Here is a 22425-nt window from a genome sequence, read left to right on the forward strand (position 1 = left end):
TATGGATTTGTCCTAAATCTCGTTATTGGCAGCAGGACGGGGATAAACCCTGTCCCTATGTTGAATATGTGCAACACATTAATTATCAAAGTGTTGCTCAAGTCCTTAAAGACTGCCTATGATTATTTTCCTTGAGTTATGGACCTCTCTACCCAATTATAGATAATTTCCTCTCGCAAAGTCGCAAAGAGCGCAAAGGTTATGCTCAACTAACGACAAGAACAATCTTTGCGGAATCTTGGCGTACTTTGCGACTTGGCGAGGGTATGTTTTTGCTGCTAACGAAAGCCCCGCTGGAGCTTGTGGTAGCAAATTCCGAAATCTGCGGATACGAACGGACATTGAAAGATCAACTACAGGAAAACACGGGAAAACTAATTTGAAAGGGAAGAAGATAAATAATTTATGTAAATATAATTCATAATACGATTCTTTTCGAAACGGATGCGTAACCAATTGATTATCAATCCGTTTCAAATACATACCGTTTGACGTTGCGAAATGGTCCATTTGGCAATGCGAAACGGACCGTTTGACAATGCGAAACGGTCCATATTGGAACGCGAAATGATATGTATTGGAATCGTGTAAAAACAATTCAAAAAAAATGTTCCTGCCGAAGTATATCAACAGGAACATTTTTTGTTTGTGGCTTTGAGCCAAAATATGATTGAAGACGATATTACTTATTCAGCACCTTCTTTGATGTGCCGTCGCTGTAACGCTCGATGACAACACCCTTATAATCCTTAGCCACAGCCTGACCGGAGAGGTTATAGTACATTGTGGCACCAGCTTTCTTCGCAGCTGCAACGTTGTCAATCTTGTTGACCTCACCGTTGTTCTCGCGGATGTCGAAGAAGTTCTTCCATCCATTGGCCTGGCGGTAAGCGTCTACCTTACCAACGGGAACGTAGAGAGGCACATTCAAATATGTAGCATTGGTAAACTCAGGATCGAAGAGAGTAGGATCTTCGATGTCGGAGATGATGGTTATGAAGTTGTTGTCCCTCGGGAAAGCATTAGTTTTCAAGCTGGCTCCGAGCTCAAGGACCTTGATCGAATCGACATTTGTTGAGGTATCAAAAGGCCGACCCACATACAAGTAATCAAGGATATCACCGCTCAAAAGCCACCAACCGGTACGTAAAGAATTCTCAGAATCTTCGATAATAACGCGCTTAAGCTTGGGGCAACCACCCAAAGCTTGGTCGCCAAGAAGAGTCATGTTACTTCTCACAGTGAACTCAGGACCAAAAGAACTGCAGCCGTAGAATGCACTATAATCAATGACCGTCACAGAGTCAGGTATAGATACATTCTCGAGTGATTTGCAGTAATAGAAGCAAGTGCTTGGAATCTTTGTTAAACTATCTGGAAGATCAACATGAGTCAGCAACGAACAGTACTGAAATACGCCGGATGGCAATTCCTTGATGGTGTTAGGCAGAGAGACTGAAGTCAGACTATCACTGCCGCTAAAGGCCTTATCAGCAACACCTACAACGGTGAACGTCCTGCCCTTGTAAGTGAAACTTGCAGGAACGACAACCTTACCTTTATAATAGGCAGTAACGTTCTCTGTACTTGGATCGGCCACAGTAGCCGTCTGGTCGGTGAGATTAAGATTGTAGTACACGCTGTCGACCATGACATCGTAGGCGTTGGCAGTGATGCACATAAACAACAGCACGAATGCGCTAAGTAATTTTGTTTTCATAAGCTTTGTATTTAAGTTAAAATGTTATTATCTCCTGTACCATTGGACAAAAAAAGACGTGGATGACAGATAGTCTATCCTTGTCTCAGGCCTTCGCATTGCCAACATACAGGATAGGCAACACGTCAGCCACGCCATGGGATATTATACAGTTGTCTTTCGACATGGAGATAATACACCACTCGTGGACATTCAGTTGCCGTATCTTCTGTATGTTTTCAAGAGTTGCGAAGTCTGAGACAAGAAGATAACGTTCCAAAACGTCCTTTGAGCTCGGGGCCACGAAACACGCGTGTTCCATTCGGCCGGGAGTATCAATTCCAACGAAAATTTGAACAGTCGAACACAGAGTATTCTCCTATTCGGGTGCAAAGTAAAGAAGATTTTTTCAATCCTGCAACTTTTTTAAAGGAAAATTAGAATATAATTTCGTTACATAAACATGGTATTCCTTTGAACAGCGGGCAGAGTTAATGATTCCTTTGCAGGAGCGGGTAGGCAGAAATAGGGCCGTCCGGTCGGTCGTCAGACCGAATCTCTGAAATTTCTTTTATTCGGACAGTCATATATTTATCCAATATCCGCGACGGCCCTACCCATCAAAATACTATGTAAACCACTGATACTGTGTCACTTGCAGCACTCAGCCGCCGTAGGGGTGGGGTTTATCCCCACCCTAGCTGCTTAGGGGTATTTACTTTTATTCTCGTCCGTCGCTGCTAGGGCTGGGATAAACCCAGCCCCTACGGCGGTTAGATGCAACACATTGATAACCAACAAGTTGTTAGCGTGTTCCACTTGCAGGGGCGGCCCTCGTGGCCGTCCGGTCGGTCAACAGACCGAATCTCTGAAATTTCTTTTATTCGGACAGTCATATATTTATCCAATATCCGCGACGGCACCTATCCCATCAAAATACTATGTAAACCACTGATATTAAGTCACTTGCAGCACTCGCCCGTAGGGTTGGGTTTATCCCCACCCTACCAGCTGCGGGTTTCTACCGTGATTATCGTCCGTCGCTGAGAAAGGTATAAACCGACCCCTATTTCCACAAAAGAAGTATATTTCACTACCAGCCCCGACGGGGCTGAATCGTCAATAACCCCGGACTAAGCGAGCGAAAGCAAGCGCAGTCCGGGGATCATAGATGCCGATAAACATTCAGTCAGTGCCTCGAAGACGCACAATAGCACGGAGTGCGCAAAAGCAAATATGTTTCTGCGCGTTTCGCTATTCAACCTCTTCGAGGCTGGTCGTGGATTTCTTGCGTCCACGTTCTACCCCAGACTGCGGTCGCTGCGCTCCCTTAGTCTGGGGTTATTGAGAATTAAACCCCGTCGGGGGCATTGCGAGAGAAAATTATCCACGAGGCAGTAGGATGGGGATAAACCCCACCCATACTGGTGGCTGAATGCAGCAACATGTTAATTATCAATGTGTTGCATGTATCATTCTTGCATGAGGTGTCTGTGTGATGCAAGTAGATTCTATGAAGGTACAGCCATCCACGCGGCATCAGCGGTTTTCCTGGTTTTCCTTGCCGTGATGCAAGCCTGAGGAACGAAGGCTGTTTCTTTCCGGTTCCGGCGGGCCGAAGCTTGCTTCGAAGCAAACGGCACCGGAAAGAAACAGAGGGCACAGCCCTTGCATCACGGCAATGGTTTTTACCGGTTTTTGTCGAATAAAGATGCCATTTCCCGGCTTCGCGTTCTTTGCGGCTTGGCGAGAGAAAATCACCAACGAGGCAGTAGGATTGGGATAACCTCACCCTTACGCAGATGCGTGCAACACATTAATTATCAGTGGATTTCCGACGTGAACCATTGGCAGGGGCGGACAGGTAGGGTTAAGGGCCGTCCGCAAACAACGGACAAATAAAATCTGACCAACAAAAAAAAGCCGAGATTCGGTCGAAAGACCGAATAAAAACGTATTAATTTGCCTTTTCGAGGCAAACAGACTGAGTAAAAATCGCGGCGTCAGCGGTTTTCCTGGTTTTCCTTGCCGTGATGCAAGCCTGAGGAACGAAGGCTGTTTCTTTCCGGTGCCGGCGGGCCGAAACTTGCTTCGAAGCACGACGGCACCGGAAAGAAACAGAGGGCACAGCCCTTGCATCACGGCAATGGTTTTACCGGTTTTTGTTGGAAAAAGATGCCATTTCCTGGCTTTGCGTTCTTTGCGGCTTTGCGAGAAAAAAATCAGAATAGAAATGTATGTTTTATTGAAAAGTGATGAAATTAGGAAAAAATGACCATAGCCAAGGTTTCCCACATTGAGAATCCTTGGCTATGGCCATAAACCTAATAGCTGTCAGCGAGATGGTCACACGACGACTGGTCATAGGCCATATAATCTAAGCCAACGGCTCAGCGGAACTACATATTGTCGCAGTGCTCATTCATATCGCGGGCGACCTTCTCACCCTTCTTCAGCTCACGGGCCTGATAGCCGAACTTTGGGAATGTGGCCTCGAGTTTGGCCTTGTCGGTCTTCTTTGGGTAGAAGACGATGGTCACGGTCTGGTCGTCGACGCTCGTAATGATGTCCTTAACGCCCTTCTCGAAGCGCAGACCGTCCTTGATTTTATTCTCACAGTTGGCACAATGCATCTGCGGAGTGGTGGTGACGACGAGGGTGTCGTTCTCGCTCTTGGCATTGGCTGTCAGGGCCATAGCGGTAAGAGCAATTGCTAAAATCATCTTTTTCATTTTTCTTCTCTCCTATGTTTGTTCGTTATTTTTGTTATGTTCAAGAAATATTTTCGTGGCAATGGCAGGGGAAGCATGCCGATGCAGCATCAACGATTTCGTATCCGCAGCGGTGGATACACATCAACCACTTCTGCCATCGGTGTGCTTACCCACTTATTATCAAGTATTTACCACCATACTCAGAACTTATATCTGATGCCGATATATGCGCGGGCTCCCTCGACGGGTCCCCACACCATTGTAGGGTCGAAGGTGCTGCTCCACGGGTTGGCGGCATTGATGATTGGGTTCTTCTGCTTGTAGCCCGTGAGATTCTCGCCACCGACATAGACCGAGAACTTGCGGAACCAGCGCGTTATCTGGGCGTTGAGTTGGGCAAAAGCCGGATATGTCGACTCCCATGACGGGGTGCCGTCAGCGGTGGTGTAGGCCTTCGGCATACGGCCGCCGCCATTGAGCGACAGTGTGGCATCGAACTGCCACAGGCCGAGGGGCGTCTTATATGATGCCGTGAGCAGACCCTTGTATTTGCTTGTCAGAGGCTGGCGCAGCAGCTGTCCGCCGTAGGTCGACTTCACATTATTATATCTATATGCTGCCGTAACGGTCATTCCACGGAAGAAATCGTAGGTGGCATCGACCTGGAAAGTGTGGGAGTAGGACCGTCCCCTGAGGTTGGAGATGGTTATGCGTGAGGGATCGCTGTCGTAGTCGATGACGGCCTGGTTGCCGAAGTGGGTGTAGTAGTATTCGGCATTGACTTTCAGCGTCCTCTTGGCGATGGGAATATTCAGGGCCGCGCTGACGCCATAGTTCCACGCATTTTCCTGACCGAGCTTATCGATGGTAAGCTCACGGCCGCTGGCGAGCAGATAGTTGTTCTCGGCGAGGGCGTGGACGGTGCGTAGGCCCTTTCCTACCGATGCACGAAGGCCGAGGATGTCGTTGACCTGCCACTTCACGTGAAATCGCGGGGTGACGAAAGTGCCATGCTCCGAGCTGTGGTCGAAGCGCACACCGGCCATGGCCACAAGATGCTCGTGGAGGTTGTAGGTGTACTGGGCATAGGCTCCAACGACATTCTCCTTCTCGTTCATGCGCTGTCCGAGGTAGGTCTGACCGAGGTAGTCGTGGTTGAACGATGCACCGAGGGCCAGATTATGCTCAGGGGTGAAATTGGTCTCGAACATCAACTGTGAGTAGACGTTCTTCTCATTGACGTCGTAATCCTTCTTTCCGTAGACGGCATCCATGAGATGCATCGACGCCGACGACATCCAGGCAATGTTCGTTCCGTGGTCGGGGTCGAGGATAAAAGCGTGCTTCATATACCCCTCATAGCGATGAGTGTTAATATTGATGCGGTAGAGGGGTTCGGCTTGATGGTCGAGAACGCCCTCATGATTAGTCTGACCGCTCTCGCGCTTCTCGTCGAGCATGCTCAGTCCACCGTGGAAGATGTAGTTGCCGGTTTTTCCGAACCAACGGTTCTGGAGGTTGAACTGCCGTGTCTTCGGGTTGTCCATGAATCCGTCCTTATTGTCGTCGTGCTCGGTCAGTGCATCCTCATAATGGCCGAGGATTTCTGTACTTAATCCCTTGGTTATGTGGATGTTACCATCGGCATTGGCCTCGATACGGCTCATGGTGTTGCCATAGAGATTGACGTGGACGGCCTCGTCGTCCTCTGGCTGGAGATACTGCACGTTGATTTGTCCGGTCATGGCCTCATAGCCGTTCTTAACGCTGGCGTTGCCCTTGCTGACCTGGATGCTCTTGAGCCACGTTCCGGGGGTATAGCCCAAGGCGTAAGGGAGGGCCGCACCGCGGAAGTTAGGCATATTCTCGGTGAGCATCTGGACATATTTGCCGCTGAGTCCGAGGAGTTTAATCTCTTTGGCTCCCGTAGCGGCATCATTATAGCTCACGTCGACCGACGGATTGGTGGTGAAACTCTCACCGAGGTTGCAGCAAGCGGCCTTGAAGAGCTCCGATGCGTTGATGATACTGCCGTTCATGGCACCGCGCATACGAGTGGTACCGGGCATACGTGTGACGACCTGCACCTCCTTCAGCGACTGGTCGGGCATGGTGGCTAAGGTGTCGGGACCGTTGACAGCGGTTGAATCAGCTTCAGGAGCCGGTGCGTGCTGGGCAAGAGCCGATTGTGCCAGCATCCCCATGATGCCGACAAGAAAAATATGTTTGTTCATTGTGTTCGTTGCTTTGATATTACCTTGATTATGAATTAATTAGAATGATTCTCCTCCTTTCAGTTCATCAATCAAGGTGTTCAAAGCAGTAGCCGCCGAAGAAGATGCAGATAGGTCCGCGGAGGGGCCTTGGCTGCAAAGACATACTCTGAAGGAGCATTTATGGGAGTGAAGTAATGGGCAAGAGCCGACAGTGGTGCTGCAGGAACAAGGGCTACGATGGCCGGAGCGAAATGGAACGTGAGCTGCTCGGCCATGGTCACGGGAGCGAGCTTCACGGTCTTCACCACCATGCAATGGCGCATCGTGTGGCAGTCGTGAGAGCCCTGAGCCTCAGCGATTTGGGCTACCTCTATACGACCGGAGTGAGAGCATGTCTCCACACTGATGCCAGCGCTCATCGCTATAATCAGCAATGAGAGGACGAGAACCGGGATTATGCTCAACATTCTTTTCATGGCGGCAAAGGTACTAAAAAGATGCCATCCGAGAGGGGCTTAAAGACTTAATAAATGCAAAAGTCCAAGAGATTATAACATTACGCCAAAATATTATAAAGGAAGATGCCCATTCTATATTTCGACGTGAACATCCGTACATTGTACAAATATAAATATGTGGGGAAAATTTGATTTCCATCGCCCTACCCTCCTTTCTATCCCCCTTTCTACCCTGCTGAAATTTGGATTCGGGAAATTTATTTTGTACCTTTGCATCGAAATTAGTAACGGCTAAAACAAAGATTAGACTTTTGTCGGTATTATCCCCGTCTAAAGACCAAAGTGTCATAGCAATCGTGAAGTTCGTGCTGTTAGTGCAAAATGAGACGTCGCACGAGAAACACGAAACGACGATATCCGGCAAGCCGAAAATACAATTCGTTATTCATTGAGGGGCAAGCACACGTGAAGTTCGTGTTGTTCGTGCAGTAACGACATATATGCTGATAACTCAACGACTATAATTTCCCGTAGTCGTTCTCTCCGTAGCGTAATCCACTGCAATTCAATAGGATATCCGGCATCATGAATCCTTCTGTTCACTGTTCTCTCGTCGGTACGCCCCTGGAGTCTTGCCCGTGGAGGCAGTGAAGTAGCGGCGGAAACTGCTCATGGAGTTGAATCCCGACTCGGTGGCGACATCCTCCAATGGCATGTCGGTAGTAGTGAGAAGGTCCTTGGCGCGGCCGACCCTCCAACTGTTTACGTATTCGTAGAAGGGAGTGTGGAGTTGCTGATTGAGATAATTGGAGATGTAAGTGCGGTTGGTGCCTACTGCCATCGACAATTCGACAATATTCAGTTCGGGGCGGAGATAGATTCTGTCGTCCTCGAAAGCCTTGCGGAACCGCTCCTCAAACTTGTAGTTGTGCGGTTGAGCCGTGGCAGAGCCCTCTGCGTCGGTCGAGAGTGTATCATCGGTAGCAACATCACCCGCCGTTTCGTCAGCGGCCTCAGCATTGATAGTTACGAGGGCACTGAGCATATCCTCCTGACGGTAAACGAAATAGCAGAAAAGACTGAAGAGAGTCATGACAAGGATATTGTAGATGAAGATCATTCCGTCGGAAATATATATCGTCGCGGCTGTCCACACGATAAGCAACAGAATATAGATAATCATTATGTACTTGAGCCAATAGAGGGAAAGGCTCTCATCGGAAAAGTTCATCTTCAGCCGTCGGTTGAACTTGTTGACAGCTACGACACCGTAGACGATTATTCCGATGGCATAGATGATGGTGAAACCGAGTATGACCTTATACAACGTCATATTCCATGTGAAGCAAAAGATAAAGAAAGCACCATAATAGGCTACGGCATTTGGGATTATCAGTTTCCACTGACGCGTCAACGGACTCGTCAGCCGGATGATGATGAGCAGAGCGCAAGGCACGATACTCATCTCGAGGATGTCGGTCAGAGGACACGTCATAACACTATGGACAGGGCAGACGAGATAGAAATAGACAAACTCAAAGATGGAGACGAATATCAGGTAGAGCATGAACCGGAACATCATTAACTGAAGATTGTGGCGCCGCCCCTTGGAATGGAGGGCCATGGCACAAGCCAACTGCGACATGAGGAGCATGCCGAAGGTTACGTCGGAAAGCGATTTAGATATGTCAGGTGCTATCATCAGCAAATAATTTTGTCATCAACAGCCAAGTTAGTCGGTGGAGAGATATGGCAGTGAGATGAATATTAGTTATTTAAGATTGCAAATATAGACAAAATATTCCGCAATATTGAACATACGAGTGGATATTTTTATTTCAATCGGTAAAATTTGGTGTCAAACGGTACAAAAATACTGGCAGAAAGTACAATTGACTCCCTACTATTGCTTTTGTCAACGAAGTGTAATATCTTTGCAGAAACTTGAAATTATCAACTATGAAAGCTGCATTACATTCAATCCTGTTAGCTACAATAATCGTCGGATCGTGCGGGGACAGTCAGCTGCCTCCAAACGGTCCTTTCGGCAACGTGCCGGCGATAGTAGCGGAGAACGAAAAGGAGGTGAACGACATCAAGTCGAAGATTGAGAAAGATGGAGACGGAGGAGAATCTTATATCTATGAGATTAAGCTCCGCAATCAGATTCAGTTGCTCGAGGAGAGGCTCCGCCACACAGCACCAACAGTTGTCGGGAGCCAGATAAACACCGAGACCGACAAGAACATCTTCATCACCATCACCAAGCCGATGACAGTGGAGGAGGTCAAGACCGACGGCGATATTGTCATTGCCGGGGAGGGAGAGCTCGAGAGTGCCGCCAGCCTATGGGAAGGCAACAGTCGCGTAAAGCTCAACGAGCTCGGCCTTGTGTTCCACTCCCACGACACACCGTCGTTCTATGCCGCCCACATCGTGGCAACACCCGAATCGACGACGATCGCCAACGGAATATATCCCAAGGGTACGAAAATAAAGCTCAAGGCCACCGTCGACATCGAACCGTGGAATGCTTATCACATGGCTGTGCTGCGGTCGGTGACGCTCACAAGCCGCAAGCGGGATATCTACCACGAGGCAACACTCTTCGAGAGACAGACAAAGATTGAAATGGAGGCCAACAATGTTATTGCGGAGGAATAATAAGAGGTAAAACTATGGAATCCAATGGGTTATAATGAGACGACAAGGAAAAGATTTTGTCGGTGGAAATAATTGCTTTCAGGTGACGTGAGGTTACTTATTTGCCTTTAGATATTGACGTGAAAATAATTGCTTTCAGGTGACGTTAGGTTAGTTAGTTATTTAATTTTAGAAAAACATTATCTTCAGTAGGTCTAATAAAAGCTAATACTGCGGAAACATAAAGCCCCCACCATCCACGGTTATTCCCCACGGAGGATGAGGGCTTGTTTATATTATGGTTATAGAAACCGCAGCGCGGGATTACTCCCACTCGATAGTTGCTGGCGGTTTTGAGCTGACATCATAGCATACGCGGTTGACGCCCTTCACCTTTCTTATTATCTCATTAGAGACATCAGCGAGGAAGTCGTAGGGCAGATGGGCCCAGTCAGCGGTCATAGCGTCCATACTCGTCACAGCGCGCAAAGCCACCGGATGCTCGTAGGTGCGCTCGTCGCCCATCACTCCGACGGAGCGGATAGTGCTGAGGAGCACGGTACCGGCTTGCCATACGTGGTCGTAGAGTTCTGTGCCGTCGTCCATCTTGTAGTCGTGCATTTTCTCGATGTATATGTCGTCGGCATCCTGAAGGATACGCACTTTCTCACGAGTGATATCGCCGAGGATGCGGACAGCCAATCCCGGTCCGGGGAACGGATGGCGCTTGATGAGCCGCTCGGGCATTCCCAACTGATGACCCACACGACGCACCTCGTCCTTGAACAGCCACTTCAGCGGTTCACAGAGCTGAAGCTTCATGTCCTTGGGCAGTCCACCGACGTTGTGGTGACTCTTGATGGTCATTCCCGTAATGCTCAGCGACTCGATGCGGTCGGGGTAGATAGTGCCCTGGGCAAGCCACTTGGCATCAGTAATCTTCTGAGCCTCAGCGTTGAACACCTCCACGAAGTCGCGGCCGATAATCTTACGCTTCTTCTCGGGGTCGGTGACACCTTCGAGGTCGCTGAAGAACTTCTCGCTTGCGTCAACGCCTATAACGTTGAGTCCGAGACCGTTATAAGCCTCCATAACTTTCTTGAACTCGTTCTTGCGGAGCATGCCGTGGTCGACGAAGATACACGTGAGGTTCTTGCCGATGGCACGATGAAGCAGTGTAGCACAGACACTGGAGTCGACACCGCCACTGAGTCCGAGGATTACGCGGTCGTCGCCAATCTGCTCACGTAGCTCCATCACCGTCGACTCGATGAAGCTTGCGGGACTCCACTCCTGTCGTGAGCCGCAGATGTCGACAACGAAGTTGCGCAGGAGTTCCTTGCCCTGTGTGGTGTGAAAAACCTCGGGATGGAACTGTACGCACCAGACGCGCTCGTCGTCGTTGGCGAAAGCAGCGTTGTGCACGTCGCCCGTAGAGCCAATGACATGGAATCCGTCGGGGATGGCGGTGATGGTGTCGCCATGGCTCATCCACACCTGTGACCCTTTCTTAAAGCCTTTGAATATCGGCGACGAGGTGTCGACAGTGTCGAGATTGGCACGGCCATACTCGCGGGTGCCGGTCTGCTCCACCTTTCCTCCACCGGAATAAGCGATGAACTGGGCACCATAGCAGATGCCGAGCACCGGCAGCCGACCGACAAACTGGCTCAAGTCGACCTTGAAAGCCTCCTTGTCGTGGACGGAGAAGGGACTTCCCGAGAGGATGACGCCGATAACACTGGGGTCGTCCTTAGGAAATTTGTTGTAGGGCAGAATCTCGCAGAAGGTGTCGAGCTCGCGCACACGACGGCCGATGAGCTGCGTGGTCTGTGAGCCAAAGTCAAGAATAATAATCTTCTGTTGCATATTATTTGTGTTGAATACGTTTCAGAGTGTCAATTTTTCCCACATCGACGAGATTGAGATCCGGCTGCTCATAGCCTTTAATGAGACTCGTGGAGCAGTTGTCGAGATAGAAGTCGATGATTGGGAAAGCGTCGGGATAACGCTCCATCCGACTGATGAGGCGCGGCGCTATGCAATGGATGCCTGAGAAAGCGAGTGCCCGCAGACGGACGTGGCCGTAGCCGAGCAGCCGGTGCTCCACCTCGATGTCATCGTGATGGTCGGGGATAGTAGTGAACGTCGTTGGACTGTCGGCCGCAAATTCGCGCAGCCAGCGGTAGGGACTCTTCACTTGCCCCGTCTCGATATTCGTCCATCCCACGAGACGCATGTCCTCATCGAAGAGCAGATAGCGTTTCGTTGGACGCCACGAGACGAGGAGCGTTGCCGAGGCATCGATTGTTGATCCACTGCCGTAGTTGGCTGTCAGTGGACCTTCGTGGTAGAATTTGTCGAGGTCGGCGTTGCTGAGGATGTCTACATTATGGATGAGAATCTGCTCGTTGGCATCAAATAGCGGAGCAGCCTTGCGGAGGCCACCGCCGGTATCGAGGAGTTTGTCGCTCTCGTCCGAAATCTTTATATCAATGCCGAAATCATGAGTGCGCAGATAATCGACTATCTGCCCGGCAAAATGATGCACATTGACGACAATATGGTCGAAACCGGCAGAGCGCAATTTCTCGATGACATGCTCTATGAGAGGCTTGCCATCGACCTCGACCAGTGCCTTCGGCATTGTATCGGTAATGGGGCGTAGGCGAGTGCCTAATCCCGCCGCAAAAATCATTGCCTGCATATATCTGTTTATAAGCCTAACCTTTCAGTTGGCGAAGTTACACAAAAAAATTAAATTACACGCAATATTTGCCACTTTTCTTTCTTTTCGAGTTGTAGCGGATTGAAAAATGCTCCGCTCCGCTTTCCGTTTCGAACTGTGGCAAGGGTGAAGAAGCTCCACTCCGCTTTCCGTTTCAGCCCGTATTAGCGTGGAAGAAGCTCCACTCCGCTTTCCGTTTCAGCCCGTATTAGCGTGGAAGAAGTATTACTTCTCTTTCCGTTTAGGACTGTTTTAGCGTGGAATAAATGCTACTTTTTTGAATAAGAAGCGGCATTAGAATGGAGGAGTATCACTGTCGGACGATAGCGATGGGAGCGGTCCGTCGTTCATTCTGCTGCCGATAATCTCACCGCCGCTGAACGGATTGTCGCCGTCGTCGGCCGGAAGCTGTGTGAAGTCCTCATCATCAGGATTGGCAAAGCGCGTGAACTCGCCACGGAACCGCAGTGTTACGTCGGCTGTGGCACCCTTACGGTGCTTGGCAATGATGATCTTCGCCATACCGTGCATATCGTTGCCGTTGGCATCCTCATAAATATGGTAGTATTCGGGACGGTGGACGAAGAGCACCATATCGGCATCCTGCTCGATAGCTCCCGACTCACGGAGGTCACTGAGCTGCGGCACCTTACCATCGGGACCCTCACGCTGTTCTACGGTACGGTTCAACTGCGACAGGGCGAGGATTGGGATGTTCAGCTCCTTGGCCAGACCCTTCAGCGACCGTGATATCGTAGAGACCTCCTCCTGACGGCTGTTGAAGCGCATACCGTTGGCATTCATCAGCTGGAGATAGTCGATCATGATAATCTTCACGTCGTGCTCGCGGACGAGGCGGCGCGCTTTGGTGCGGAGCTCAAAGATACTCAGCCCCGGGGTGTCGTCGACAAACAACGGTGCTCCCGAGAGTTTCTGGATATTCTTATCGAAGCGTTCCCACTCGTCAGCGGTAAGGTCACCACGCAGAATCTTCGTTCCCGAGATGGAACAGACATTAGAGATGATTCGGTTGACGAGCTGCACGCTGTTCATCTCGAGCGAGAAGAACGCCACAGGCTGCCGCAGGTCGACAGCGATATTCTTGGCAATGCTCAGGGCGAACGACGTCTTACCCATGGCCGGTCGTCCGGCTATAATCACGAGGTCGGAGGGTTGCCATCCGGCAGTGATGCGATCGAGCTCATGGTATCCGCTCGGCACACCGGTGAGTCCCTTCGAGTTGGCGGCCTGCATCAGCACGTCGTGAGCCTGCTTGACGATGGCATCGATCTGCTGGAAGTCCTGAGTCATGTTCGTCTGCGAAATCTCAAAGAGCTTTCCCTCAGCCTTCTGCATGAGGTCGTCGACATCGACGGTCTCGTCGAAGGCATCGGTCTCAATCATCGACGCAAACTGAATGAGCTGACGGGCGAGGAACTTCTGCTGGAGGATGCGGGCATGATATTCGATATGCGCCGAGCTCGCCACCTGGCTCGACAGTTCGACGATATATCCAGGACCGCCGACTTCCTCGAGAGTGCCCTCCTTCTTGAGTTCCTCGGTTACGGTCATGATGTCGACAGGCTTCTCAGCGAGGTTCAGAGTCTGCACAGCCTTGAAAATCTTCTGATTGCGAGGCTCATAGAACGTCTCGGGGCGGATAATCTCCGAGACAACGGTGAACGCGTCCTTGTCGATCATCAGAGCACCGAGTACAACCTTCTCTATGTCCAAGGCCTGAGGCTGGAGATGACCGTAGTTAGTGTCGATGGGCGTCTGATTTCGACGGCGTGGTCGTGAATTACTACTTTCTGGCATTGCTATAGTATAAGATATTTTCTCGTATGACAATTAAGTTTTGCAAAGGTAGTAAAAAAAGTGCGGTCGGATTAATTGTCTACGATATTTTTTTATAACTTTGCATCATCAATCATTCGGATATCACTGTTAATCCATTGTTAATAAAAGACTAAGACTATGATAACGTTTCCTTGTTGCAAAATCAACCTCGGACTGAACGTCGTGGGTCTGCGCGAAGATGGTTTCCATAATATTGAGACCGTTTTCTATCCCGTTCCACTCACTGATGTATTGGAAATCAAGAAGATGGACGACCGCTTTCCCTGCCGCGGGAATATCGACATCCACGTCAGCGGTGACTTTGAGGCCGGCAACGAGTCGGACAATCTCGTGGTGAAGGCCTATAACCTCATTGCCGCCGACTTCGACATCCCCCGCATCCACGCCCATCTCTACAAGCGCATTCCCGTCCAGGCTGGTCTTGGCGGCGGTTCGTCTGATGCTGCTTTCATGATTCGTCTCCTCGACGAGAGATTCCGCTTGAACATGGGCAACGCCGAGATGGAGCACTATGCTGTCCAACTTGGTGCCGACTGTCCGTTCTTCATCAACGCTGAACCGGCTTACGCTACGGGCATCGGCGAAGAACTCGAGCCTGCTGATGATGCCGACGGCAATCTCGACGGCTACTGGTTAGCTATCGTTCGTCCCGACATTGCGGTGTCGACAGCCGAGGCTTATAAGGCGATCACACCGCGAGAGCCCGAGAACAACTGCCGGATGGTCGTCAGACAGCCAATCGATACGTGGCGCGACAATCTCCGCAACGACTTCGAGGAGCCAGTATTCAAGATGCACCCCGAACTGCAAGCCGTCAAGGAGCAGCTCTATGACATGGGTGCCCTCTACGCACAGATGTCGGGAAGTGGATCGGCTCTCTATGGAATCTTCAGGGATGCTCCCGCGGAAGTGGCAGAGACCTTCGAGGGAATGTTTACAGCCGTCGTGAGACTTTAGCAAAAAATATAAGGCATTAGGATGTGGATTGTCCACAGTCCTAATGCCCTTATGTAATTATTCAATCTACATCTCTAATCAATTGAAATACAGAAGATAATCATAGGAACAGCGGAAATATTTAATAACCCCGAAAAGGGATTATTACTACGGCTCTCGCATCTGCTATGCCGCCCGCTGATTCATCCGAGTTTCACTTCTTCGACCTTAAAATCAGCCGCAGACTCTGTTTGTAATTCACGTAGTTCCACATCCAGTTCAGCAGTACGAAGAACTTATTCTTCACACCGAGAATCGACCTCAGATGGACTACGAGCCACAGCAACCACGCTGTCAGTCCACCGAACTTCCACTTGCCAATCTCGGCCACAGCAGCCTTACGGCCGATTGTGGCCATCGTTCCGAGATTCTTATAGACGAATGGCCGTAGTGTCTCACCATGTTCCTCGCGGATGATATTCCGTGCTACGTTGGCAGCCTGCTGCAGAGCCACCTGAGCTAACTGCGGATGGCCGAGTTTCCATTCGGGATCACCCTCGATGATGCTCTGGTCGCCGATGGCAAAGACATCCTTCAGTCCCTTCACACGGTTCATACGATCGCAAATCAAGCGTCCTGCATGACCGACGACATCGGCAGGGATACCGCCGATAGCGTTGGCTCTCACACCGCTGACCCACACTACGCAGGCCGAGTCGATAGTCTGTCCGTTGTCCATCGTCACCACACTGCCGTCATAATCGGTCACGCGCCATCCGTTGCGCACATGAACGCCCATGCGCTCGAGGTCCTTTTCAGCCTCCGCCGACGACTTTGCGTCCATAGCCTTGAGAAGGCGGTCACCGGCATTGACGAGATAGATATGCATACGGTCGGCGAGGTCGGGGTAATCGCGTGGCACCACAAACCGCTTCATCTCGGCAAGTGCACCGGCAATCTCCACTCCCGAAGGACCACCACCGACGATGACCACATTCATGTATTTCTGCCGTTTCGCTGCACTCGTCTCCGTCTCGGCAATTTCAAGATTATGGAGAAGATGATTACGCAGGGCCATAGCGTCCTCGACAGTTTTCATCGGGAATGCATTTCGTTCCACATTCTTGTTGCCGAAGAAGTTGGTCGTGGCTCCCATGCCAAGGACGAGATAGTCGTAGTGGATTGTGCCTATGCTCGTAGCTATGCATTTTTCGTCGCTGTCGATGCTCTTCACATCGGCCATGCGGTAATAGTAGTTGTCGTAACCCTGAAAGAGCCGTCGTATTGGGAACGCGATATTGCTCGGCTCGAGTCCTGCCGATGCCACCTGATAGATGAGCGGAGGAAACTGATTGTAGTTGTTCCTGTCGACGACGACAACCTGGAGCCCGGCGTGGCGCAGACTCATGGCGAGTTTCAGTCCGCCAAGTCCGCAACCCACAATGACGACCCTCTTCTGTCCGTCCCGCTTGATATTCGCTCTCATTGTTCCAAGTCCGGTGCTGTTGTCATTTCCCATAATGTTATCTCCTATATTAATTCACCCATCAGCCCACAAATATCGTACCACACTGCGATGAGGTAACAATTGTGGCGGTCGAGGTCACTGGAGAAACATTAATGATGCCGCTTGGCGTTATAGCTTTCTATAGCTTCTATAGTCTACTATAGTTTCTATAGTTTCTATAGCTTACTATAGCTTACTATAGCTTCTATGGCTCCCTATGGCCTTCCAATCTTATTCCCTAAGAACTCGGCCGTCAGATTTGCCAACCGATGGATGTCCTGCGAGAATCCGTGGTCGAAGCCAGGCAGCTCATCATATTCACTGCCTTTCCACAGCTGATGGAACCGCAGCCCATAAGTGTAAGGCACTATGCGGTCGCCGGTACCATGGATGATACACGCCGGACCGTGATAGTTGGCCGCCGTCTCATAGATGGGCAGTCGGAAAGCCGTCCGCACGTAGTCAGCACCGAGTCGCAACCGTCCGCCGGCAATCTCGATTACTGCCGGTGGGTTCAGCGGATCGTACATCACACCGAAGGTATTGCCCCGGATAGCGTCGTCGCGGAGCACAGCAGCAGGAGCCATGAGCACCACCGCAGCCACGAGACTGTCGCCGAGCTCACCGGCAGTCATCGCTGCTACTACACCGCCCTGCGAGTGGCCTGCAAGGGATATACGTGTGGTATCGGTCCACGGCTGCTGTCTCACATATTTATATATACACTTCGCATCCTCAATCTCGTTGGGAACGGTCATCTCTTCAAATTTCCCCTCACTCTCACCGTGGCCGTTGAAGTCGAAACGCACTACGGCAATGCCACGTGAGAGAATAGAGTCGGCGATGGTCGACATAAACACGCCGTCCTTGCTCCCGCCGAAACCGTGCATGAATATTGTCACCGGTACGCGGCCCTTAGCCCCTGCCGGACGTTGGATGATCGTAACGAGGCGACCCTTGCTGCCCATGACTTTAGTGCGGGTCTCAACGATTTTGCCCTGTTTGTCAGTTCCGCGGTCAATGTTCACTTGTTTTGCCGCAGCAGTCCTCAGTTGCTGTTCCACCACTGCCCTACTCGTTATTGGCACTACCGTCAGCAACAATGCCACAGCGATAAGAAGGAAGTCTCTTGTCTGCATATTATTCCGATTGCTCTTGAGCCGAAGAAAAAGTGCTCCGGCAATATTGATTAGTTCACTGCAAAAGTACACAAAACATTTCAAAATACAAGCATTATGGCACTAAAAGTTTCTGAAATATTCATTCGCACGCGTTTGCATTCAATCATATATAGTAATATCCATCATCCGAACCACGTGTGGTCGCACGATCGCTATCCCTTGAAACGGCATTATCCATCTGTGCACGAAACAGTTGAATTACAGTGTTCTGAGCCTTAATGGTTTCATCCTTTGCCGCAATGATTGTTTTCATGCTTTCTACTTGCATGCTCAGCGACTTGTTTTCCATCATCAGCCCCATGTTTAACGAAGTATTCCCGTCAGCATTCGACTGTAAGTTTTTGGCCTTGAAGCCGTTGCCCTGTCTGAAGTAATCGAGCGGCATACCGAAGAAATCGGCCAACACCTCAAGTTTCGAGAGAGTAATGTCCTTAGTGCGATGGAAATAGCCCATTGACTGCTTGCTCTTGTTAAAGAGCTTCGTTATCAATTCTTTCTGACGCTCCTTAGGGAGCGAAGCATAGAGGTCGTCTATCAATTCCAGGTTCAACATTGTTGTTTTGTTTTAAGGGTTGCATTTAAAGCGACAAAGGCAGAAAGATGCCGCAAAGTTTCAGTCGACAAATTTACTATATTTTTTCCAAAAACATGAAGCTTATTGACAAAAACAATCAAATTTTCCAACCTCTGCTGCTCATCTCCCACCGCAATAAGATAAACTGAGCCGGCAACTCTTCCCCGCAATAAGATGAAAAGAGCCGGTCGCAGTACGGCCAGCTCTTTGATGTTTCTCATAGTCAGATAATATTATTCAACTCTTAAATCACATTATTTCACTATAATCTTCTTGCTGCTCTTACCGTCGTTGACGATATACATGCCCTTCTTCAGGTTCATTCCCGCAGCAGGACCGTTATATACATTCATGCCCTGGGCGTTATAGACGCTTACGCCATTCGACTCCTTGCTCACCGGAGCGGTAATACCCGTTGGCAGACTGCCGTCCTTACCCGGAATCCACATGCAGGCCAACGAAGGACGGTTCTCAATGCCCGAGATGAGCGTTACCTTTCCAGTCTCGACATCGACCTCATAGAGGGCTGTGTCGTACTTCCGATTCGTGCGCCACTGCTTGTCCGACAGCGGACCGTAAGAGCCCCAGTCGTTGTAGCCCATACCGTTGTTGACGAAACCGTTCCAGTACATCTTGCCAGTGGTATAGTCGAAACATGCGGCCTGACGCTTGAACTGCGACTTCACACCTGATGGCTCGTACAGGTTCACTTCCTCCTTCTCACCATTCTCGTTCTCTACGGTGCGTGTCTTGATAAGTCCTGTAGTGCGGTCAAACTCCACGAGGGTACCGCTGCTGGTCATCGAGAAGATACGTCCGTCGGGAGCACAAGCCAGCGTAACGAAGTTGTCGTAATATATTCCCGGTGTAATCTTCGTTATCTCCATCGTGTTCAGGTCGATAGTGGCCAATGCATAGCCGGCATCAGTGGTGTCGCCCTGCTGAACATCCTCGGGGTCGAGTTCGTCGGTGGGCACGGGCAGTGCCACATCAGTAAGATAGAACAGACCATAGACCTTTCTGTCGACGGGATTGTAACTCATTCCACGCGACTCCAGATTGGCCTCCTTCGGGAATGTAGCCTCACGAATCAGCTCACCGTCGGCAGCTTTCCACCACCTAACCTTGAATTCCATCTTCGTGGCATCATCGTCGCTCTCCCTCGAATAGACGGTCACGATGGTATCGTTGACGTACACGGCTCCCGAATTGGCATACATCAGATTGTCGCCGTAAACGACCTCCGATGTCACCGTGTCGGCCGTTACCGACAGTTTCCACACCCCCTGGTCAACCTTGAATTTGGCTTTACCCGTTTCGTAGTCCCAGCCAAGGTATTCGTTGTGCGATGTTTCGCCGTCGTCATATCGTGCGTTAGCCTTAACACCTCTGAATTCGAGCGATTGTGCCTGTGTTGTAGCAGCGGAGCAGAGCAGTGCAGCCCCCATAAGGAATGATGTAAAAGTTCTCATGTAAATTTTCTTCGTTTATATATATTAAAAGTAGTTATGTTTGTCTCTTTCACCCCTATTCGGCTCTAAATGGCCCCACGGGTGTTAGTTTTCAATCATCAGCATAACGGTCGCCACCGAATCAGACTCTGTCTTATGGCTGTTGTCTGATGGACATCGTAAAATCCAAAAGAGCTGTTGCCTTATCTCGTATTTCCGATGCGACAATCGGGTTCTCAACCGCAGCGATGATTTTTTCGTTGGTAAAATTACACAAATCCTCCGACAGACGCAAATTCTTGGTTTCCATGAGCGACAATTTGCCGAAAATAGACAAAAATGGCATCTGTTTCGGCCATATCCTTTGTTTTTCGTCGTAAAATTGCTACATTTGCAATCAGAAATAGCAAACTAACAAATGCATCATGGCCTACCTAAGGATATTCTTTTTTGTCGGATTCATCGTGCTTTCGTCGCTATATGGACGGTGCGACAGTCAGGAGCATCGCATTCAAGCCTTATGGCAGCAGTGCGAGAGGGCTCGCAGTCTGTCGGCATACCAGCGGCTCGACACGCTCTCGCTACGTTTCCTCCGTCAATTGGGCTCCCACCACGACAGCCGCATGCAGGCCTACGCATCTTACTATCGCGCCACAGCACTCGTCTTTACCGGTCGGGGGCGTGAGGCTCTGCCGCTGATGGACCGTGCATGGAACCTCTCCCGACAAGCCGCCAACGACTCGGTGGGGGCGTTGGTGATGAACATCCGTGGCATATATCAGGCCATGTACCAGAACAATAGTTTCCTGGCTCAGCACTACTTCTTCAAGAGTCTTGCCCTCGCACGATCATCGCGCTACGAGAGTCTTAAAATAAGGGTCTACGGCAATCTGCTCACCCTGTCGAAATCGCCCAACGACAAGACGCTCTTGGGCTATGCCAAGGCCATTTATCAGTATGGACTGCGCCACAACGACTTCGAGCAGACATACATGGGGGCTTATTATCTGGCTCTCTACTATAAGCTCAACCGCCAGTACCGTGAGGCTCAGGGCTATCTCGACAAAGCCCTCAGCCTCTACCGTCAACGGCCTTACGACGATGTGGCATCGGTCTATGTGCTCTACTCCGAAACCGAAACCGGATTAGGCCATCTGTCGGCAGCCCGGCAGTGGGCCCGTCAAGCCGTGGTCTTAGCCCGTCAGTGGCAGCAGACGAGCCTCCTTCCCGACGCTTATCTGCAAGTGGCTATCGTCGAGAATAAGGACGGACAGTATGCCGAATCGAACAGGAATGCGCTGAAGGCCGTGGAACTCTCGAACGAACACGAGCTATCCAACAGAGTCATAGACTGTTACCGGCTCATCGCTGACAACTTCCTTAAACTTGGCAACAGCGCCGGAGCCATCGAATACCTTCAAGCGGCCAACCGCGGCATGGACACGCTGAGTAGCATTAACATGCAGAGGCTCATGCGCGAGCGCAGCATGCAGGACTCTATCGAGAAGAAGGAACAGATTGCCGAAGTGCGGATGCAGAAGATTACCGACCAGCGGCGCATGCTCACGGCCGTATGTACCTTAGCCATTGTCCTGTTGTTGCTGCTCATTATCATCATCATAGTTCTGCGCAGCCGCAACCGGATGATAAAGAGCATTGTGGAGCAAAACGTCAGAGCAGTCGAAAAGCAGAAGGCATCGAAACGTCATATAATGCTGATAGAGCAGCAGTTAGATGCTGCGCGTCAGGAGTTGGAAACTCTAACGTCATCCCCTACCATAACCGGCGACAGCCCGTCAAACGATAAGAAAAGCATCGATGAGCAACCGGACGACAGCCCCGGTGACCACTCTTCTGGTCTTCTACTCGACGACGACGGACGCATGCAGAAACTCTACGACCGCGCCTGTCACGTCATGGAAACCGACAAGCCATATCATGAGCCGAGGCTTACAAGAGAGAAACTCGCTAAGATGTTGGGCACCAACCGCACTTACCTCTCCACGGTCATCCACGCCAAGGGCGGTATGAGCTATCAGCAGTTTGTCAACACCTACCGCATCAATGAGGCCATAGAGGTACTCTCCGATGCCTCGCAGATCGAACGTCCACTGAAACAGCTCTGGAGCGAACTCGGATTCACCTCTCCCTCAACGTTTTATAAGCTCTTTCAGCAGTCGGTGGGTATCACTCCCCTCGCTTTCCGCAAGCTGATTCCTGGCATCAAGAAACCTACAGCGCAGCAGGACGACACTGATTAGCCATCGATGCAAGCTGGGCAAATTTTCCACCCTCAGCAGACCGCCAGCAGGGGCGGGGTTATCCCCGTTCTACATACTGCTGGCAAGATTCTAAACAAATTGCCCGCAGCTGCAATGGCTGGAATGAACCGTTTTATAAGTGAGAACCCCCAAATAAATACCCCGCAGATGCGAGGGCGGGGACAGCCCCCGCCCGC

Annotated in this window: 17 protein-coding genes; 3 read left to right on the forward strand and 14 right to left on the reverse strand. The window is 50.4% G+C overall.

Annotated features, from left to right (window positions below; genetic code table 11):
- Positions 1–682: 682 nt before the first annotated feature.
- The 6 genes from LDN30_RS10710 to LDN30_RS10735 all read right to left on the reverse strand — a co-directional run bounded on the left by LDN30_RS10710 (position 683) and on the right by LDN30_RS10735 (position 8789).
- Positions 683–1720, reverse strand: coding sequence for a leucine-rich repeat domain-containing protein (locus tag LDN30_RS10710; protein ID WP_223929471.1), 1038 nt, complete (start codon positions 1718–1720; stop codon positions 683–685).
- Between the two features lie 1773 nt (positions 1721–3493).
- Positions 3494–3994: a hypothetical protein gene (locus LDN30_RS10715; RefSeq protein ID WP_223928072.1), complete on the reverse strand. Its 501-nt coding sequence runs from the start codon at positions 3992–3994 to the stop codon at positions 3494–3496.
- 104 nt (positions 3995–4098) lie between these two features.
- Positions 4099–4422, reverse strand: coding sequence for a cation transporter (locus tag LDN30_RS10720; protein WP_223929472.1), 324 nt, complete (start codon positions 4420–4422; stop codon positions 4099–4101).
- A gap of 191 nt (positions 4423–4613) precedes the next feature.
- A complete protein-coding gene (locus LDN30_RS10725) occupies positions 4614–6647 on the reverse strand; it encodes a TonB-dependent receptor plug domain-containing protein (protein WP_223929473.1) in 2034 nt (677 codons plus the stop codon).
- An 80-nt stretch (positions 6648–6727) separates the two neighbouring features.
- A complete protein-coding gene (locus tag LDN30_RS10730) occupies positions 6728–7096 on the reverse strand; it encodes a hypothetical protein (RefSeq protein ID WP_223929474.1) in 369 nt (122 codons plus the stop codon).
- Between the two features lie 574 nt (positions 7097–7670).
- Positions 7671–8789, reverse strand: coding sequence for a helix-turn-helix domain-containing protein (locus LDN30_RS10735; RefSeq protein WP_223929475.1), 1119 nt, complete (start codon positions 8787–8789; stop codon positions 7671–7673).
- Between the two features lie 257 nt (positions 8790–9046).
- On the opposite strand from LDN30_RS10735, the gene LDN30_RS10740 reads away from it, so the two are divergent.
- On the forward strand, positions 9047–9751 hold the full coding sequence (locus LDN30_RS10740) for a hypothetical protein (RefSeq protein WP_223928067.1): 705 nt from the start codon (positions 9047–9049) through the stop codon (positions 9749–9751).
- A gap of 303 nt (positions 9752–10054) precedes the next feature.
- Here the strand turns inward: LDN30_RS10740 and guaA are convergent, their stop codons facing one another.
- From guaA to dnaB, 3 genes are all read right to left on the reverse strand, one after another.
- Entirely contained in the window at positions 10055–11599 is a 1545-nt protein-coding gene (guaA, locus tag LDN30_RS10745) for a glutamine-hydrolyzing GMP synthase (protein WP_223929476.1), read from the reverse strand.
- Between the two features lies 1 nt (position 11600).
- The gene (locus tag LDN30_RS10750; protein ID WP_223929903.1) at positions 11601–12428 is read right to left on the reverse strand and encodes a sugar phosphate nucleotidyltransferase; all 828 of its coding nucleotides are present in this window, start codon (positions 12426–12428) and stop codon (positions 11601–11603) included.
- 324 nt (positions 12429–12752) lie between these two features.
- Positions 12753–14276 (reverse strand): replicative DNA helicase, encoded by a 1524-nt coding sequence (dnaB, locus tag LDN30_RS10755; protein WP_223928064.1) that lies wholly within the window; start codon positions 14274–14276, stop codon positions 12753–12755.
- A 159-nt stretch (positions 14277–14435) separates the two neighbouring features.
- Here dnaB and ispE point away from each other — a divergent pair, with 159 nt between their 5' ends.
- Positions 14436–15275 (forward strand): 4-(cytidine 5'-diphospho)-2-C-methyl-D-erythritol kinase, encoded by an 840-nt coding sequence (ispE, locus tag LDN30_RS10760; RefSeq protein ID WP_223929477.1) that lies wholly within the window; start codon positions 14436–14438, stop codon positions 15273–15275.
- 193 nt (positions 15276–15468) lie between these two features.
- On the opposite strand, the gene LDN30_RS10765 is transcribed toward ispE, so the two are convergent.
- From LDN30_RS10765 to LDN30_RS10785, 5 genes are all read right to left on the reverse strand, one after another.
- Positions 15469–16740 carry an NAD(P)/FAD-dependent oxidoreductase gene (locus LDN30_RS10765; protein WP_223929905.1) on the reverse strand — a complete coding sequence of 424 codons (1272 nt, stop codon included), beginning with the start codon at positions 16738–16740 and terminating at the stop codon, positions 15469–15471.
- Between the two features lie 236 nt (positions 16741–16976).
- On the reverse strand, positions 16977–17900 hold the full coding sequence (locus LDN30_RS10770) for an alpha/beta hydrolase family protein (protein ID WP_223929478.1): 924 nt from the start codon (positions 17898–17900) through the stop codon (positions 16977–16979).
- A 145-nt stretch (positions 17901–18045) separates the two neighbouring features.
- Complete coding sequence (locus tag LDN30_RS10775; protein ID WP_223929479.1) at positions 18046–18495, reverse strand: hypothetical protein; 450 nt, start codon at positions 18493–18495, stop codon at positions 18046–18048.
- The gene (locus LDN30_RS10780) at positions 18489–18737 is read right to left on the reverse strand and encodes a hypothetical protein (protein WP_223929480.1); all 249 of its coding nucleotides are present in this window, start codon (positions 18735–18737) and stop codon (positions 18489–18491) included. The genes LDN30_RS10775 and LDN30_RS10780 overlap by 7 nt, the downstream gene beginning before the upstream one ends.
- A gap of 33 nt (positions 18738–18770) precedes the next feature.
- Entirely contained in the window at positions 18771–19988 is a 1218-nt protein-coding gene (locus LDN30_RS10785) for a T9SS type A sorting domain-containing protein (RefSeq protein ID WP_223929481.1), read from the reverse strand.
- A gap of 404 nt (positions 19989–20392) precedes the next feature.
- On the opposite strand from LDN30_RS10785, the gene LDN30_RS10790 reads away from it, so the two are divergent.
- Positions 20393–22228, forward strand: coding sequence for a helix-turn-helix domain-containing protein (locus tag LDN30_RS10790; RefSeq protein ID WP_223929482.1), 1836 nt, complete (start codon positions 20393–20395; stop codon positions 22226–22228).
- Positions 22229–22425 lie beyond the last annotated feature (197 nt).

The organism is Prevotella lacticifex, from assembly GCF_019973375.1.
GTDB classification, from domain to species: Bacteria; Bacteroidota; Bacteroidia; order Bacteroidales; family Bacteroidaceae; genus Prevotella; species Prevotella lacticifex.